This is a genomic window from Arthrobacter sp. AK01, assembly GCF_021109375.1.
Lineage (GTDB): Bacteria > Actinomycetota > Actinomycetes > Actinomycetales > Micrococcaceae > Arthrobacter.
On sequence record NZ_JAJOHP010000001.1, the window covers coordinates 78,162 to 93,640 of the forward strand.

Genomic DNA, 15,479 nt, shown 5'->3' on the forward strand with positions numbered 1-15,479 from the left:
GGCATAATTCAGCCTGTGACTCCACCGGCAACTGAAATCCCGTCCAGTGTGCCGGGGACGATCGCACTGGCAATAAACCCTGCGGCCTCTTTTGGCCGGACCCGCAACGCCGGGGACCTGGCCGCAGCCAAGTTCCGTGCCGCCGGCGGGGACGTCGTCGTACTCACGGCTGACAGTTACGACGCCCTGAGGCGGCTTGTTGACCAGACCCTGGCCGGCACCAGGGTGGACGCCTTGGTGGTGGTGGGCGGTGACGGCATGGTCCATCTGGGGGTCAACGCGCTCGCCGGAACGGACATTGCCCTTGGCATCGTCCCGAGCGGAACGGGAAACGATGTTGCCCGACTGTTGGATTTGCCCCTTCATGACACCTCGGCCGCCTGCCGGAGGATCCTGGCCGCGATGCCATCAGGCGGCCGGAAGATCGACGTCGGACGCGTCACAGCGAAGGGGCGGGCAACCTACTTTGCCGGCGTTCTCTCGGCCGGGTTTGACGCTGCGGTCAATGAGAGGGCCAATTCCTGGCGCTGGCCACGTGGAAAAAGCCGCTACAACCTTGCCATGCTCAGGGAACTGGGCTCCTTCCGGCGGATCGAATACAAGGTCACTGCCGACGACGTGACCTGGAACCAGCCTGCGCTGCTCATTTCGGTGGCAAACGGGCAGTTCATTGGCGGCGGCATGCGGATTACCCCTGATGCTTCGCCCGAGGACGGCATGCTGGATCTGTTTGTGGTCCGACCCCTGTCCCGGCTCCGCTTCCTTGCTGTCTTCCCGAAGGTCTTCGCCGGCAAGCACACCGGACACCCTGCCGTGGAGATCAAGCGTGTGCGGAAGGTACGGCTGGAGGCAGAAGCCGTGGTGGCATATGCCGACGGCGAGCGCGTCGCCCCCCTGCCTGTGGATGTCGACATTGTTCCGGGGGGTCTGCGCGTGCTTGCCTAGGCAAGCCCGGCGGCTAGACTCGATCGCGGCAGATGGCTTGGCATGGTGACTAAGGAGCGATGGTGGCGCGTAAGGTTCGACGACGGGTGGCTGGGATTGCTGCCTTGGGAACCGTTGGTGTCGCGCTGGCAGCCTGCACCGTGAACATTCCGGATCCAGCGGCACCAAAGCCGTCGCCCTCGGAGTCGGTCCTGGCGACGCCCACCATCACGCCCGGGCACGATGCTGCCGCCGTGGCGGCGAAGGATTTGCCCTTGACTGCGGGGAACACGTTGGCCCCGGGAGATCCCGTGACGGTCTCCACCCGGTTGGAAGAGGTTCCGGGATGGGCTGTTGTTCATTCCGGACTCCAGGGCGAAGTCCGGTACCGGAAGAATGACGGCTGCACGCTGGCTGTCCGCGTCAGTGTCAATCAGGGGCCGTTGGTCGCCCAAGGAGACGATGCGGCGTCAACGAAGGAGCTCTTCCACTATCTTGACCCCGGCATTGCGGTGGACAACCTGAAGCCGGTGACACTGCGGTGGGGAGAGGATTCGGACAAACCGCCTCACAATGTCGAATTCCTCGCGTTGGAATCGTCTGCGGCGTCGGGCGGCAAGGCCGCTGTTGTGATGGCCCGTTTGTTCAGCGTCCCGGCGTCCTCTGTGTATGTGTCGTTGGCTTGCCCGGATGATGGTGCCTTGTCCACGGCACGCGCAGAAGCGGCGGCCCGGCTCGTAGTGGTGCCGCCGGGATAGCCCTGGCTCTGATCCGCAATGTGTGGTCAGGGCTATAAAGCAACGTGTCTTGTTTTTAGAGCTACTGTTGCTCCATGAGCGTGTCAGGCCTCACGTGGCTCCAACGGCTTTCGGCTATCGCGTCACTGAACGATGCCTGCCGAAGGGCGTTGTACGCCTATGTCAGGAACGCGGGCCACGCCGTGGGGCGCGACGAAGCTGCTCGGGCCATGGCACTTCCGCGCAGCACGGCGTCGTTCCATTTGGACAGGCTGGTGCGGGACGGTTTGTTGCGGCCGGAGTTCAGGAAGACACCGGACAAAGCCGGGCCAGGTTCCGGGCGCCCTGCCAAGCTCTACACTCCAGTGCTGGACGAGGTGGGCGCATCAGTCCCGGCACGCCAGTACGACCTCGCTGCCGATCTCATGGCCGCGGCCATCGAGGGCTCATCGGATCAAGGTACGCCGGCTGCGGAGGTGCTGATGGCCGTGGCGGACGCGAAGGGACGCAAAGCAGGACGTCCGGGTGACTTCCTTGGAGTCTTGGCCGACCTTGGATACGAGCCGGCACAAGATGCCACAGGCGGATACCGCCTGCTTAACTGTCCTTTTCACCGGTTGTCGCAGGATCACCATGCGGTGGTTTGCTCAATGAACGGATCATTTCTCGCCGGAGTCGCAGTGGCCTCCGGCCGCGATACCGGCGCAGTGGTGCAGGACTCCGGTGCAGGCCACTGTTGCGCCCGCATCGCGGCCGAAACGAACGTGTCCTAAGCCCCGTCGGTAGAATGGCAAGGTGCCTGTATACCTTGACCACGCTGCCACCACGCCCCTGTCGGCCGAGGCGCTCGCCGTCATGACTCGTGAGTTGGGGCGAACGGGCAACCCGTCCTCGCTGCATGGTGCGGGTCGCCGCGCCCGGCGCGCGGTTGAGGACGCCCGCGAAACATTGGCCGCAGCTGCCGGGGCGCACCCCTCGGAGGTTATCTTCACCTCGGGTGGGACGGAGGCAGACAACCTGGCAGTCAAGGGCCTGTTCTGGGCCCGCCACGGCGAGGATTCCCGCCGGAAGCGGATCCTGTGCTCCGCCGTCGAGCATCATGCGGTCCTGGACACCGTGGAGTGGCTGGAGCGGCACGAGGGCGCGGATGTTGTGTGGCTTCCTGTCGATGGGACCGGCACGGTGCAGCTTGGGGACGTCAAGCGGGAAATTGAGCGGGACCCCGAATCCGTGGCCCTGGTGACAGTTATGTGGGCCAACAACGAGGTCGGGACCATCCAGCCGGTGGCGGACATCGTGGAGCTTGCAAAGCCCCACGGAATCCCGGTCCATTCGGATGCCGTCCAGGCTTTCGGCTCTGTTCCCCTGGATTTCCGCGGCTCCGGCCTCGCTGCCATGTCTGTGTCGGGCCACAAGCTTGGTGGCCCTGTAGGTGTTGGTGCGCTCTTCCTGGGACGGTCCGTGAAGTTGACGCCTGTGCAGCACGGCGGTGGGCAGGAACGCGACGTTCGCTCGGGAACACTGGACACGCCGGCGATTGCCGCTTTTGCCGCCGCTGCTGAGGCAGTCACTGTGAATCTGGCGCTAGAGGGGGAGCGACTCAGCGCACTGCGCGACCATCTCATCGATGGCGTTCGCGCTTCTGTTCCGGATGCAGTGCTGCGTGGTGCCGCTGGTGCAGGCCGCCTGCCAGGAAATGCCCACTTCACTTTTCCGGGGTGTGAAGGAGATTCGCTGCTGTTCCTCCTGGACCTCGCGGGTGTTGAATCATCCACCGGTTCTGCATGCACGGCCGGAGTCCCGCGGCCCTCGCACGTCTTGTTGGCCATGGGCCTTGATGAGGACACCGCACGCGGAGCCCAGCGCTTCACGTTGGGCCACAGCTCCACGGAAGCGGATGTGGACGCGCTCCTCAAGGCACTCCCCGAGGCTTGCTCCCGGGCGCGGCAGGCCGGTATGGCAGGTCACGAATCCAGCATCCAAACGGCTGCCACGGTAGCCCGGCAGGGTGCGGCCGAACCGAACTAGCTTCGATGCCCGCCGGGCAAGAGTTCCTCCAGCGGCACCCCGGGATCCGTAAGCAGAGCGACGTCCGCGCGGACGCGACTCGAAATCAACGCTTTGATGGGTTTTTGCACGCGGCGCTGGTTGACGCTCATGCCGGCAACTACCTGCTGTTCCCGCAACCAGAAGGCAATGAAGCTGCCGTCATCCAGTGAGCCGCGGATGACAGGCTCAACGCCGGACGCCAGGGACGGAAACCCCGAGTACTCCATGCTGAGATCGAACTGGTCCGTATAGAAGTAGGGCACTACATCCAAAACGGCTTCCTGGCCAAGCATGGACTTTGCGGCCACCTTCCCGCCGTTGAGCGCATTGGCCCAGTGTTCGCTGCGGTGATGTTCCCCGGTGAAGGGGTGGAAGGCATTTGCCACGTCTCCAGCTGCGAAGACGTCGGGCGCGCTGGTGTGGAGTCCCGCGTCCACCAGGATTCCGTTGCGGAGTGCGAGCCCGGCTGCTTCGGCAAGTGCTGTATTCGGCAGAACGCCAACTGCAATGATGACGACGTCGGCTGCCAGCGTTTCCCCGGTATTCGTCCGGACCGCTGTGGGCTTGCCGTGCTTCCCTTCAATCCCTGCGGCGCTGGCGGGAAGCCGGAAGTGGACGCCATGTTCGGTATGGATTTGTTGGAAATACCTGCCAAGCCTGGGCCCGATTGCCGCGCTCAGGGGAATGTCTTCGAGACCTAGCAGGGTGACCTCGTTGCCGTAGGTGCGCGCGGCCGCTGACAGTTCCATTCCGATCCAGCCTGACCCGATCATGACGACGCTTCGGCCCCCTTCCCTGAGGAGGGATCTGAGCCGCAGACTGTCGTCAAAGGTCCGGAACGTCATCACGCCGTCCAGGTCTGCGCCGGGGATCGGGACTGTCCGCGGTTGTGCGCCGGTTGCCAGAAGCAGCTTGGAGTATCCCAGGCCCCGGCCATTGGACAGGGCGACCTCATGGTCTCCCAGGTTGATCCCGCTCACGGGGCTGGCGAGGAGGACCTCGACGTCATTGTCCTGGTACCAACCGGCCGGCATCACCTCTACGGCATCGTCTCCCACCTTTTCCAAGAGGAATTCCTTGGACAACGGCGGACGGATGTAGGGAATCCGGTTCTCGGCGCCAATCAGTGTGATGGGACCCGAATAGCCTTCGGACCGCAATGTCCGGGCTGCGGTGGCGCCGGCAAGCCCACCGCCGGCGATGACGATTCGTTCGTGTGCCATGTCAGCTCGATTCTAAAACCAGTAGCTTTGACTTTAGAAGCGCATGCCGGACCGGTCAAGGGATTTAGCGCAGCCCTTGCACGGCAAGCTAGAATAGATGGGCACCCCGGCTATCCTGAGCCGGAATCGATGCCATAGCCCCAAATACAGAAAGCCAGCATGCGAGTACTTGCAGCAATGAGCGGCGGAGTGGACTCCGCCGTGGCCGCCGCCCGCGCCGTAGAGGCCGGACACGACGTCGTCGGAGTCCACCTCGCGTTGTCGCGGATGCCCGGCACCCTGCGCACCGGAAGCCGGGGCTGCTGCACCATCGAGGACTCCCGTGACGCTTGGCGTGCTTGCGACGTCCTGGGCATCCCCTACTACGTGTGGGACTTCTCGGAACGCTTCAAGGAAGACGTCGTCCAGGACTTCATTGACGAATACGCCGCTGGCCGCACCCCCAACCCCTGCATGCGGTGCAACGAGCGCATCAAATTCGCAGCCCTCTTGGAGAAAGCCATAGCCCTGGGCTTCGACGCCGTATGCACCGGGCACTATGCCAAGGTGATCGAAGATGCCGACGGCAACCGAGAACTCCACCGGGCTGCAGATTGGGCCAAGGACCAGAGCTACGTCCTCGGCGTCCTGACCCATGAGCAGCTCAAGCACTCCATGTTCCCGCTGGCGGAGACCCCGTCCAAGGCAGAAGTGCGCGCCGAAGCGGAACGTCGGGGCCTGTCCGTGGCCAATAAGCCCGACAGCCACGATATCTGCTTCATTTCCGACGGCGACACCCGTGGGTGGCTCGCCGAAAAGATCGACATGACCACCGGCGACATCGTTGACGAGACCGGGGCCAAGGTGGGAGAACACCCCGGCGCCAACGCCTTCACGGTGGGACAGCGTCGCGGCCTCAAGCTGGGAACCCCCGCGGCTGACGGCAAACCACGCTTCGTCCTTGAGATCCGTCCCAAGGAAAACAAGGTAGTTGTGGGACCGGAAGCATTGCTGGCCATCGACGAAATCAGGGGCATCAAGGTTTCGTGGGCAGGGTTGCCCATCTCCGAGGTTGCTACTGGCGCCGACTTTGACTGCCATGCCCAAGTGCGGGCCCACGGTGACCCCGTTCCAGCGGTGGCACACGTTGAATTGGTCGACGACGAATCGGGTGTTCAGCGGGCCGAGCTCGTTGTCACACTGACCGATCCGCTCCGCGGTGTGGCTCCGGGCCAGACCGTGGTCCTTTACCAGGGCAGCCGGGTCTTGGGCCAGGCGACCATCGACGCCGCCCGCTCTCTTCAGCGCGTAGCGCTTTAGGTTCCAGCGCCCTAGTAGTTATTGCCACCGGATTCCACCGACTCCATACTGGGCTAAGCAGCGCTTCCGCTGCGGTGTTTGGGGTCCGCATTCGGGATGGCGATGACTGTGGCATTTCCAAAGAAGAGTCCGGGAGACATCAAAGCCGGGCAGATGGTCTCCGTGACCGTTCTGGCCGAGGGGCCGATTGGCGCCTCGGGGGCGCCCCCGCTGACAGCCCAGGTTCGCATTCCGGTGGAACGCCTAAGGCGTGGTCCCACGGGTCACCGCTACGCCATCCACATCCGGAAGTGGCGCGGCACTACGGTGTCCCCGGTGACCCTGACCCAACAGGGAGATCCTTGGCAGCTGGTCTCGGAACCTCCGCCAACGGGCTTACGTGAACTTTTGGATGACACCCGTTTCCTGGCCCAGCACGTCTATGGCGTGGCGATGAGCACCTTGGACATTTTTGAAAGCACGCTCGGCAGGCGCATGCCATGGAATCCTGAGGGCCGGGTGGTTCTCAAGGCGCGGGACTTGATCACCGCCACTGACACAGGCTATGAGCGCGGAACCAACGTCATTCGCTTCGGGTCCGTGGACCGAATGGGCTACAAAGTGCCGACTGCCCTCTATCGCGACATCGTTGCCCACGAAGTGACGCACGCGATTCTGGATGGTTTCCGGCCGGCCTGGGCCGACCAGATGGCCACCATGGAGCAACTGGCCATGCACGAAGCCTTGGCCGATATCGTAGCCATTCTTTCCGTCTTCTCATCCCGTGAAGTGGTCTACCGGCAACTCGAAGCGGCAGGCGGTGGTTTTGAGGCCGGGCAGGTTGTGGATGATGCCGTCCTGATGCGTTCCCTCTTCGACTTCGCACGCGACCTTTTTGCCCGCGGTCCCTTGCGTGAACCTTTCGTCGGCGCCGTGCCGGAAGACTGGCAGGCAATGCCGGAGCCCCATGCGCGCGGCGCCGTCGTGGTGGGTGCGGTGCTACGGTCCGTCCAACGACTGTGGTCGGAACGGAACGCCCGCTTCGGGGACAGCCAAAGCCTCCAACAGAAGGCCGAATCGGGTTCGATCGTGGCTATCAGGGTCTTGAGGATGGTGATTCGCGGACTCTCGTATATGCCTCCGGTTGACGTCTCGTGGCGGGATCTCCTGCGCGGCATCATTGCCGCTGACGTGGACATGGTTCCCGAAGACAACTACGGGTATCGCGAGGCACTCCAAACTGAGTTCTCCGCGATCGGTATCCGTCGAGTGTCAATGAACAACATCAGCGGCGTGGACAATTACCAGGGACTCCGTTATCCCATCAGGCTTTCTGCCCTCGGCTCCGACCCCCAGGAGGTGCAACGTTTCGTCTGGGAGAATCCCCGGCTCCTGGAGGCGGCGCGGCTTGAACGGCGGACGCCCCTGAGTTCCACGCGTGTACGCACCTCTGAGCGTGTCTCCCCGGACGGTTTCATCATTTCCGAGATAGGGGCCTCGTTCATCCAGACGGTCCGCATGAGCCGACGGGAGGCGTACGTCCGCCTTGGCCTGAGGACGCGGAGGGACTTCGTGGACATCCGTGGGGGAGGGCTGCTGCGCTTCGACGCCGGCGGCCGCCTTGTGTATGCCGCCCTGAAACCAGTCATGGACAGGGAGCGCCAAGGACAGTTATTTGGCTCCGACCAACGTCATGATGCCGAAGAAGCTGCCTCGTCCGGAGTCCGGGACAAGTTCCATGGCACGGGCGACTAGCTGATGAGGGGATGAAGCGGGCAGCGCGGGTCAGGCGCCCCAAGCAGCCTTGCCTGCTGCCGTCGAAGCTTCCAATTGGGCGATTTGGTCGAAGCCGCCGGACTTGAGTCCTTTGCTGACCTGCTTCAGGATCTCAGCCCGTCCCACCGTGCTGTCGCCCAGCAGGGACTTCACGAAGTTGTAGGTGAACGCACCGTTATACCGCCCATCGATCAAGGCATCTGCGGCTGTCTGGTCAGAACGGCAAGCGGCCATCAAGACCGGCGTCGAGAGTTTCGCGGTCCTGACCATGTCCCTCAGGCTGCGGGTTTCCTTGGATTCGTTGGCGATGACTGCGCGGGGCGTAGGGGCCGGCAGGAAGCGGGGGCGGCGACCGGGAATCAGGTCCAAAGACTTGAGCCCGGTCCCACTGTGGCAGGTGTCCAGCACAACATCCATGAGCACACCTTTGGGGAGCCGGGCGAACAGCGCTGCCAGCTCGTCGTCCGAGATCACGGTGTCCGGATCCCAGGCATCACCGGAATTGTTGATGTCGTAGCATGCGAAGGCCTCATCCAGGCGGTCGCCCTCGTCTCCGTTGGTGTCCGGCACTTGCGTTCCATGGCTGGAGAAAGTGAAGACGATGTGGTTGGCTGTGCCCGCCACCGCCGTGTCCACCAACTTGTTGAGTTCGGCCATCACCGTTTTCTTCACTGCCTTGGCATCGCGCAGCACCGTGATGGCGGAACTTTCAAAGCCGTAGTGTTTCTCCATCATTTCGGCGAGGTCTTCGGCATCGTTGACGCAGCCGTTGAGCCAACTCGATTGCGGTAGGAACTTGAACTTGTTGATCCCTACACAGAGTGCTGCCTTGCTCATGTGCCTGTCCTTTGGGCTGTCGTTCAGTGAGTGGAGACCCTTCGACAACGATATTCCCGCACCCCTACCGGGACAATGGCCCTGGACAGGCGAATGAAGCTACTGGAAAGTAAATTTTGTGTCTCAAATCACTATTTCAAGGGTTCGTATCCTTCGAAGTCTGGTTGAATCGAGGCACTAAGAGTGTGCGCCGTCACAAATATCCCACGGCGGCGCGCCGAATCCATCGAACAGAAGGTTCACCAGATGGCACTGAACAAGAAGGCCCTGCACGGCGTTATCGCGCTGGCGGGCATCTCCGCGCTCGCTTTGACGGCATGCACGGGACCCTCCGGCGGCGGCTCATCATCTGCCCCGGCTGCCGCGGGCCCCATCGCCTACGGCACCACAGACAAGGTCACGTCCCTGGACCCGGCCGGATCTTACGACAACGGTTCATTCATGGTGATGAACCAGATCTACTCCTTCCTCTTGAACTCCAAGCCCGGCGGTGCGGAGCCAGTACCGGACCTCGCGGAATCGTCGTCGTTCACAGCACCCTCGGAATACACTGTCAAGCTCAAGTCCGGGCTGAAATGGGCCAACGGCCACACGTTGGATTCCAAGGACGTCAAGTTCTCGTTTGATCGGCAAGTGGCCATTAACGACCCCGCTGGTCCGGCATCGTTGCTGACCAACATCGAGAGCGTGAGCACCCCCGACGCCACCACTGTGGTCTTCAAGTTGAAGAACGCAAACGACCAAACGTTCAGCCAGATCCTCAGCAGCCCCGCCGCGCCAATCGTGGACGATGAAGTCTTCCCGGCCGACAAGGTCCTCTCGGACGACGAGATCATCAAGGCGAACGCGTTCTACGGCCAGTACACCATTGACAGCTACAAGAAGAACGAACTTGTCAGCTTCAAGGCCTTCGCCGACTATCAAGGCGTTCTTGGCAAGCCCGCGAACGAGGCAGCCACCATCAAGTACTACGCCAGCCCCACCAACCTGAAGCTGGAAATCCAGCAAGGAGCAATTGACGTTGCCTTCCGCAGCTTGAGCGCTACGGACATCGACGACCTCCGCAAGGACTCGAAGGTCAAGGTCCTTACCGGACCGGGTGGCGAAATCCGCTACATCACGTTCAACTTCGACACCATGCCGTACGGAACGAAGGCTGCAGGCGCAGACCCGGCCAAGGCACTCGCCGTTCGCCAGGCCGTGGCCAACCTCGTTGACCGCCAGGCCATTGCCGATCAGGTCTACAAGGGCACCTACCTGCCCCTGTACTCCAACGTTCCGAGCGGCTTCCTCGGCGCCAACGAGTCCTTCAAGGATGCTTACGGCGATGCGGGAAAGCCAAGCCTGGACAAGGCCAAGAAGGTCCTGGCCGACGCCGGCATTACGGAACCCGTCGCACTGAACCTGCAGTACAACCCGGACCACTACGGCGGATCCTCCGGAGACGAATACGCCATGGTCAAGGAGCAGTTGGAGAAGTCCGGCCTCTTCACGGTGAACCTGCAGTCCACCGAATGGGTCACGTACAGCAAGGCCAGCCGTGCCGACGAGTACCCGTTGTTCCAGTTTGGTTGGTTCCCCGACTTCAGCGATGCCGATAACTACCTCACTCCGTTCTTCCCCGAGGGCGGCTTCCTGAAGAACCACTACAACAACGCCACGGTGAACGAGCTCATCGGCAAGCAGCTCACTGAAGCAGACAAGACCAAGCGAGAAGCGGACATCAAGGAAGTCCAGAACGCGCTGGCCAAGGACATCTCCACCCTGCCCCTGCTCCAGGGTGCTCAGGTGGCGGTGGTCGGAAGTGGCGTGAACGGCGTCGACAAGACCCTGGATCCGTCCTTCAAGTTCCGTCTCGGAGTAATTTCCAAGTAGCCGCACCTTTGTGATGAGAAGGGAGGCGGGACACTGATCCGGTGTCCCGCCTCCTTTGCTGACCACCAACATGGCCGGCACGCATGAGACAACCCCGCGTAATCCACGGGCAGGAAATGCAGGTAGCAAATGACAACACTTATAGATGTACCCGAGGCTGAGCCCGGCATCGTAGCTCCCAAGAGCAAGTCCAAAGGCGGGGGAGGGCTGGGCAGATATATCGTGATCAGGTTCTTCCTGATCATTCCCACCGTCTTCATCCTCGTAACGCTGGTCTTCTTCCTGATGCGGGTCATCGGAGACCCCATCACCGCATCCCAAGGCGGACGCCTCCCCCCGGATGTCCTGGCCCAGCGCATCCACGACGCCGGGTATGACCGGCCGGTCCTGGTCCAGTACTTCGAGTACCTTGGCCAGCTCATCACCGGCAATTTCGGAACCACCATCACCGATCGGCGACCAGTGGTGGAGGTGCTGACCACCTTTGGTGCAGCCACCCTTGAGCTTTCCATCAACGCACTGATCGTGGCGCTGGCAGTCGGCATTCCGTTCGGGCTCATCGCAGCCCAGCACCGCGACAAGACTCCGGATGCTCTGCTGAGGTTCTTCGCGATCCTCTGCTACGCCACTCCGGTGTTCTTCTCCGGCCTGCTGCTCAAGCTGACCTTTTCCGTGTGGCTTGGATGGTTCCCGGTGGCGGGGCGCGCCTCCACCCGGACTGAACTGACCATGAGCGGCCTGGCGGCGCCATCCGGTATCTACTGGCTGGACGCACTACGGAGCGGAAACTTCATGGCATTGGGGGACATCGCTTCCCATGCCGTCCTTCCCGCCATAGCACTCGGCCTGCTGACTGCTGGTGTTTTCCTGCGGCTGGTGCGTACCAACGTCATCGGCACGTTGGGAAAGGACTACATCGAGGCCGGTCGCTCCAGGGGCGTCAGTGAGTTCCGGCTGGTGACCAAACACGCTTACAAGCCGGCTCTCATTCCCATCATCACCGTCATGGGGTTGCAGATTGCCCTCATGCTCGGCGGTGCCATCCTGACCGAAACCACCTTTGAATGGAAGGGACTGGGCTACCAGTTGGTGCAATACCTGAATGCCCGCGACTTTGTCGCCGTCCAGGGAATCGTGGTGCTCCTGGCCATCATCGTTGCAGTCACCAACTTCATCGTGGATATCATCGCCGCGCTCATCGACCCCCGAGTGAGGTACTGACCATGAGTACTCCTGCATTGACCGCACCCAAGCAGCCGTTGTTCTCCCGGCTTCCCGTGATTTCGCACCTTAAGAAGAGCGTGGGCCTCCAGCGCGGCATGCTCATCGTCGGCGTCGTCCTCAGCGGGCTTTTCATCCTGACCAGCATCTTCGCACCACTCCTGGCACCGTACGGCTACTCCCAGCTCAGCGATGAGTCGGGTTCGTTCCCCACCCAACAAGCCCCCAGCGGTGAACACCTGCTGGGAACAACAGTGGGTGGCTACGACGTTTTGTCGCGTGTCATTTGGGGCTCGCAGACCGCCGTGACGGTGATCATCGTGTCAGTGGCGATGTCCCTGTTCCTCGGTGTGGCCCTCGGCCTGCTGAGTGGCTATTTCGGCGGCTGGCTGGACAGGATCCTAGTGGTTGTCGCGGATGCCATCTACGCGTTCCCCACCCTCCTCCTGGCCATTGTCATCTCCATCGTGATCAGCCGTGGCCAGTCCAGCTTCTGGGGCGGCATCTTCTCCTGTGCGTTCTCCATAACCGTGGTTTTCGTCCCGCAGTACTTCCGGGTTATCCGCGCCGAGACCATCCGGCTGAAGGCTGAGCCGTTCGTCGAGTCGGCCAAGGTCCTGGGCGCGTCCAGCATGCGCATCATCGGACGCCACATTTTCAAGAATGCCACCCGGACCCTGCCGCTGATGTTCACCCTTAACGCCTCGGAAGCAATCCTGACGCTCGCCGGCCTGGGCTTCCTTGGCTTCGGCATCGAGCCCACTTCCGCTGCTGAATGGGGGTTCGACCTCAACAAGGCCTTGGCTGACACCTCATCCGGTATCTGGTGGACGGGAGTCTTCCCTGGTATTGCGATCGTGCTCACAGTCCTGGGCCTGACATTGGTGGGCGAAAGCATCAATGACCTCAACGACCCCCGGATCCGTGGACGCAAGCGCGCGGGCAGAACACCCGCGCCAGGGACTCCGGCAGCACCAACAACGCCGTCAACCCCGGCAGAGGCAGGTAAGCCATGACCACCAACCTTGGAAATGTGTCGGACCGGGCGGGCAGTGGCCAGCCGGTTCTCACCATCGACCGTCTCCAGGTCACCTTCGCCACCGATGGCGGCGATGTGCACGCCGTCAAGGACGTAAGCCTTGACGTGAAGGCTGGTGAAGTCGTTGCGATCGTGGGCGAGTCGGGATCCGGCAAGACCGTGACCGCCAAGACCATCCTTGGCCTGCTCCCGGAAACAGCCATTAGTTCGGGCGCGGTGGTGATCAACGGCAACAACGTGATCAGCGTCAGCAAATCCACGCTCCGCAAGATCCGCGGACGCGATGTGGCCATGGTGTTCCAGGAACCTTCCACGGCTTTGAATCCCGTCTTTACCGTTGGCTGGCAAATTGCCGAAGGCATCCGGGCGCACGCAACCGACGGCAAGCGCGTCTCCGCCAAGGAGGCAAAGCAACGGGCAACCGAGGCACTGCGCAAGGTGGGTATCCCCGACCCTGAAACCCGGGTCAACTACTACCCGCACCAGTTCTCCGGCGGCCAGAAACAGCGCGTGGTCATCGCGGCGGCGCTGGCCCTGAACCCGGGGCTGATCGTGGCCGATGAGCCGACCACCGCGTTGGATGTCACGGTTCAAGCGGAAATCCTGCAGCTCCTGCGTGATTTGAGGGACAACTATGGGACCTCGATTGTGCTCATCACCCACAACATGGGTGTGGTTGCCGATCTCGCGGACAGGGTAGTGGTCATGTACCAGGGCGACGTGGTGGAGGAAGCTCCTTCCCGGGTCCTCTTCGCTGATCCACAAGAGGACTACACCAAGAAGCTGCTGGCGGCCGTGCCGCACCTGGGACGCCATTCGGCTTCGGAAGGCGCCCGGGGGCGCCTCCACCAGGACGGCAAAATCCTGGTGGAAGCGAAGAACCTCACCATCGAATACCCGGGCAGGTTCGGCAGGCACGGGTTCAAAGCCGTGGACAACGTCAGCTTCACGGTCTCGGAGAACGAGGTCTTTGGCCTGGTGGGGGAGTCCGGCTCGGGCAAGTCGACCATCGGACGGGCCATTGCGGGGCTGAACCGGACAACCGGCGGCAGCCTGAAGGTGCTGGGCTACGAAATGCTGGATTTCAAGGAGCGTACTTTCCGTCCGCTCCGCAAGGAGATCGGCTTCGTCTTCCAGGATCCGGCGGCCTCGTTCAATCCGCACCTCACCATCGGTGAGTGCGTCGCTGAACCGCTCATGATCCACACCAAGCCGAGCGCGGCTGAGGCGAGGAAAAAGGTAGGTGAGCTGCTCGAGTCAGTCCAGCTGCCGGCGTCGTACGCGCAACGCTACCCGCACGAGCTGTCCGGCGGGCAGCGGCAGCGCGCCTCCTTGGCGAGGTCGCTGGCGCTGAACCCACGCCTCCTGATCGCCGACGAACCCACCTCCGCCTTGGACGTTTCCGTTCAGGCGAAGGTCCTGGACCTGTTCAAGGACATCCAGGAGCAGTTCGGTTTTGCGGCGCTGTTCATCAGCCACGACCTCGCTGTGGTGGACATGTTGTCCCACTGGGTGGGGGTTCTCTACAAGGGCCAACTGGTGGAGCAGGGGATCGGGAACCATGTGATGGGCTCGCCTCAGCACGACTACACCAAGCGGCTCATTGCGTCCCTGCCGGTACCGGACCCTGACGAACAGGCACGACGGCGGGAAGCCCACCGCGCGCTGCTGGGCGGCTAGACCCGGCCCTGGTAAATGAAAGGCACGCCCCATGGCGAGGGGCGTGCCTTTCCTGTGCTGGAGGTGCTCGGGCTATTCGGAAACGATACCGATGTTGAACATTTTTCCCTGCGGCTGCTGCATGAAGATCCGGAGCCATAGCGGCAGCCACATCTCCAATCCGCGGGCAGCGTCGAGGCCGCCAAGGTCCCTGATGTGCTCAGGTGCCCAGCCGAATTCCTGCAGCAACCCGGAGACAGTGGACTTGGCCCCTTGGTCATTGCCAGCCATGAAAATGTCATGGGGACCGGGGAGCCTGGCCGGCTCCACCATGACCGGCGCGCTGACCGTATTCAGAGATTTGACCACCCGAACGTCCGGATATGTCCGCTGGATGGTCTCAGCGATGCTGTCCGTATTGCATACGGCCAGTGATGGGGGAAAGCCACTCGAAGAGTCCAGGGCATTGGACACGTCCAGCAGGATCTTGCCCTTGAGGTTGGCTTCGCCTGCCTCGCCGAGGGCTGCCAGGCTCACAGTGCCCGGCGTGGCGTTCACAATCAGCTCGGATTGCCCTGCTGCATCGGCGAAGGAGCCGGCATGGGCCTGTGTGCCGGCCTGCCGGGCCCATTCCTCTCCCTTCGGATTGCCGGGTTCCCGGGATCCCATGGTTACTTCATGTCCCAAGGACACCAGCTTGCCCGCCAGGGCGTGCCCCACCATACCCGTGCCCAGAACCGCGATTTTCATGGAAGCTCCTTTGCCAAACCAGCAGTGATGCTGCCATTGTGCTCCGATCCCGGCCGCGGGGAAACCGACTTTGCCGCATTGGCCTGTTGGGTCCGACGTGCGAAGGTAACA

The 15,479-nt window shown here is 62.4% G+C and carries 13 protein-coding genes; 10 read left to right on the top strand and 3 right to left on the bottom strand.

The features are described from left to right. The first annotated feature begins 15 nt into the window (after positions 1-15). The 4 genes from LN996_RS00365 (at position 16) to LN996_RS00380 (ending at position 3,689) form a co-directional block, all read left to right on the top strand. Entirely contained in the window at positions 16-945 is a 930-nt protein-coding gene (locus LN996_RS00365; RefSeq protein ID WP_231337972.1) for a diacylglycerol kinase family protein, read from the top strand. A gap of 59 nt (positions 946-1,004) precedes the next feature. Next, complete coding sequence (locus tag LN996_RS00370; RefSeq protein ID WP_231337973.1) at positions 1,005-1,682, top strand: hypothetical protein; 678 nt, start codon at positions 1,005-1,007, stop codon at positions 1,680-1,682. Between the two features lie 74 nt (positions 1,683-1,756). After that, on the top strand, positions 1,757-2,434 hold the full coding sequence (locus LN996_RS00375) for a metalloregulator ArsR/SmtB family transcription factor (RefSeq protein WP_231337974.1): 678 nt from the start codon (positions 1,757-1,759) through the stop codon (positions 2,432-2,434). Positions 2,435-2,456: 22 nt separating this feature from the next. Next, complete coding sequence (locus LN996_RS00380) at positions 2,457-3,689, top strand: cysteine desulfurase family protein (protein WP_231337975.1); 1,233 nt, start codon at positions 2,457-2,459, stop codon at positions 3,687-3,689. On the opposite strand, the gene LN996_RS00385 is transcribed toward LN996_RS00380, so the two are convergent. Next, positions 3,686-4,933 (bottom strand): NAD(P)/FAD-dependent oxidoreductase, encoded by a 1,248-nt coding sequence (locus LN996_RS00385; RefSeq protein ID WP_231337976.1) that lies wholly within the window; start codon positions 4,931-4,933, stop codon positions 3,686-3,688. The two genes, LN996_RS00380 and LN996_RS00385, sit on opposite strands and share 4 nt — an antisense overlap. 159 nt (positions 4,934-5,092) lie before the next feature. Between LN996_RS00385 and mnmA the strand changes: the two genes are divergently transcribed. Next, positions 5,093-6,232: a tRNA 2-thiouridine(34) synthase MnmA gene (gene mnmA, locus LN996_RS00390; RefSeq protein ID WP_256491624.1), complete on the top strand. Its 1,140-nt coding sequence runs from the start codon at positions 5,093-5,095 to the stop codon at positions 6,230-6,232. A gap of 108 nt (positions 6,233-6,340) precedes the next feature. After that, positions 6,341-7,966, top strand: coding sequence for a hypothetical protein (locus LN996_RS00395; protein WP_231337977.1), 1,626 nt, complete (start codon positions 6,341-6,343; stop codon positions 7,964-7,966). Between the two features lie 30 nt (positions 7,967-7,996). Here LN996_RS00395 and LN996_RS00400 read toward each other — a convergent pair whose 3' ends face one another. Continuing rightward, positions 7,997-8,824, bottom strand: a complete 828-nt coding sequence (locus LN996_RS00400) for a caspase family protein (protein ID WP_231337978.1) — start codon at positions 8,822-8,824, stop codon at positions 7,997-7,999. A 246-nt stretch (positions 8,825-9,070) separates the two neighbouring features. Between LN996_RS00400 and LN996_RS00405 the strand changes: the two genes are divergently transcribed. The 4 genes from LN996_RS00405 to LN996_RS00420 all read left to right on the top strand — a co-directional run bounded on the left by LN996_RS00405 (position 9,071) and on the right by LN996_RS00420 (position 14,639). Next, entirely contained in the window at positions 9,071-10,699 is a 1,629-nt protein-coding gene (locus LN996_RS00405) for an ABC transporter substrate-binding protein (protein WP_231337979.1), read from the top strand. A 129-nt stretch (positions 10,700-10,828) separates the two neighbouring features. Then, positions 10,829-11,920 carry an ABC transporter permease gene (locus tag LN996_RS00410; RefSeq protein ID WP_231337980.1) on the top strand — a complete coding sequence of 364 codons (1,092 nt, stop codon included), beginning with the start codon at positions 10,829-10,831 and terminating at the stop codon, positions 11,918-11,920. A 2-nt stretch (positions 11,921-11,922) separates the two neighbouring features. Beyond that, positions 11,923-12,936 carry an ABC transporter permease gene (locus LN996_RS00415; protein ID WP_231337981.1) on the top strand — a complete coding sequence of 338 codons (1,014 nt, stop codon included), beginning with the start codon at positions 11,923-11,925 and terminating at the stop codon, positions 12,934-12,936. After that, positions 12,933-14,639, top strand: coding sequence for an ABC transporter ATP-binding protein (locus LN996_RS00420; protein ID WP_231337982.1), 1,707 nt, complete (start codon positions 12,933-12,935; stop codon positions 14,637-14,639). The genes LN996_RS00415 and LN996_RS00420 overlap by 4 nt, the downstream gene beginning before the upstream one ends. A gap of 72 nt (positions 14,640-14,711) precedes the next feature. Here the strand turns inward: LN996_RS00420 and LN996_RS00425 are convergent, their stop codons facing one another. Continuing rightward, entirely contained in the window at positions 14,712-15,368 is a 657-nt protein-coding gene (locus tag LN996_RS00425; RefSeq protein WP_231337985.1) for an NADPH-dependent F420 reductase, read from the bottom strand. Positions 15,369-15,479: the final 111 nt, after the last annotated feature.

Bases quoted from the DNA above. Each gene is read 5' to 3' on its own strand.
- LN996_RS00420 (WP_231337982.1), top strand. From the start codon at position 12,933: ATGACCACCAACCTTGGAAATGTGTCGGACCGGGCGGGCAGTGGCCAG.
- LN996_RS00400 (WP_231337978.1), bottom strand. From the start codon at position 8,824: ATGAGCAAGGCAGCACTCTGTGTAGGGATCAACAAGTTCAAGTTCCTA.
- mnmA (WP_256491624.1), top strand. From the start codon at position 5,093: ATGCGAGTACTTGCAGCAATGAGCGGCGGAGTGGACTCCGCCGTGGCC.
- LN996_RS00425 (WP_231337985.1), bottom strand. From the start codon at position 15,368: ATGAAAATCGCGGTTCTGGGCACGGGTATGGTGGGGCACGCCCTGGCG.
- LN996_RS00405 (WP_231337979.1), top strand. From the start codon at position 9,071: ATGGCACTGAACAAGAAGGCCCTGCACGGCGTTATCGCGCTGGCGGGC.
- LN996_RS00410 (WP_231337980.1), top strand. From the start codon at position 10,829: ATGACAACACTTATAGATGTACCCGAGGCTGAGCCCGGCATCGTAGCT.
- LN996_RS00375 (WP_231337974.1), top strand. From the start codon at position 1,757: ATGAGCGTGTCAGGCCTCACGTGGCTCCAACGGCTTTCGGCTATCGCG.
- LN996_RS00370 (WP_231337973.1), top strand. From the start codon at position 1,005: ATGGTGGCGCGTAAGGTTCGACGACGGGTGGCTGGGATTGCTGCCTTG.
- LN996_RS00415 (WP_231337981.1), top strand. From the start codon at position 11,923: ATGAGTACTCCTGCATTGACCGCACCCAAGCAGCCGTTGTTCTCCCGG.
- LN996_RS00385 (WP_231337976.1), bottom strand. From the start codon at position 4,933: ATGGCACACGAACGAATCGTCATCGCCGGCGGTGGGCTTGCCGGCGCC.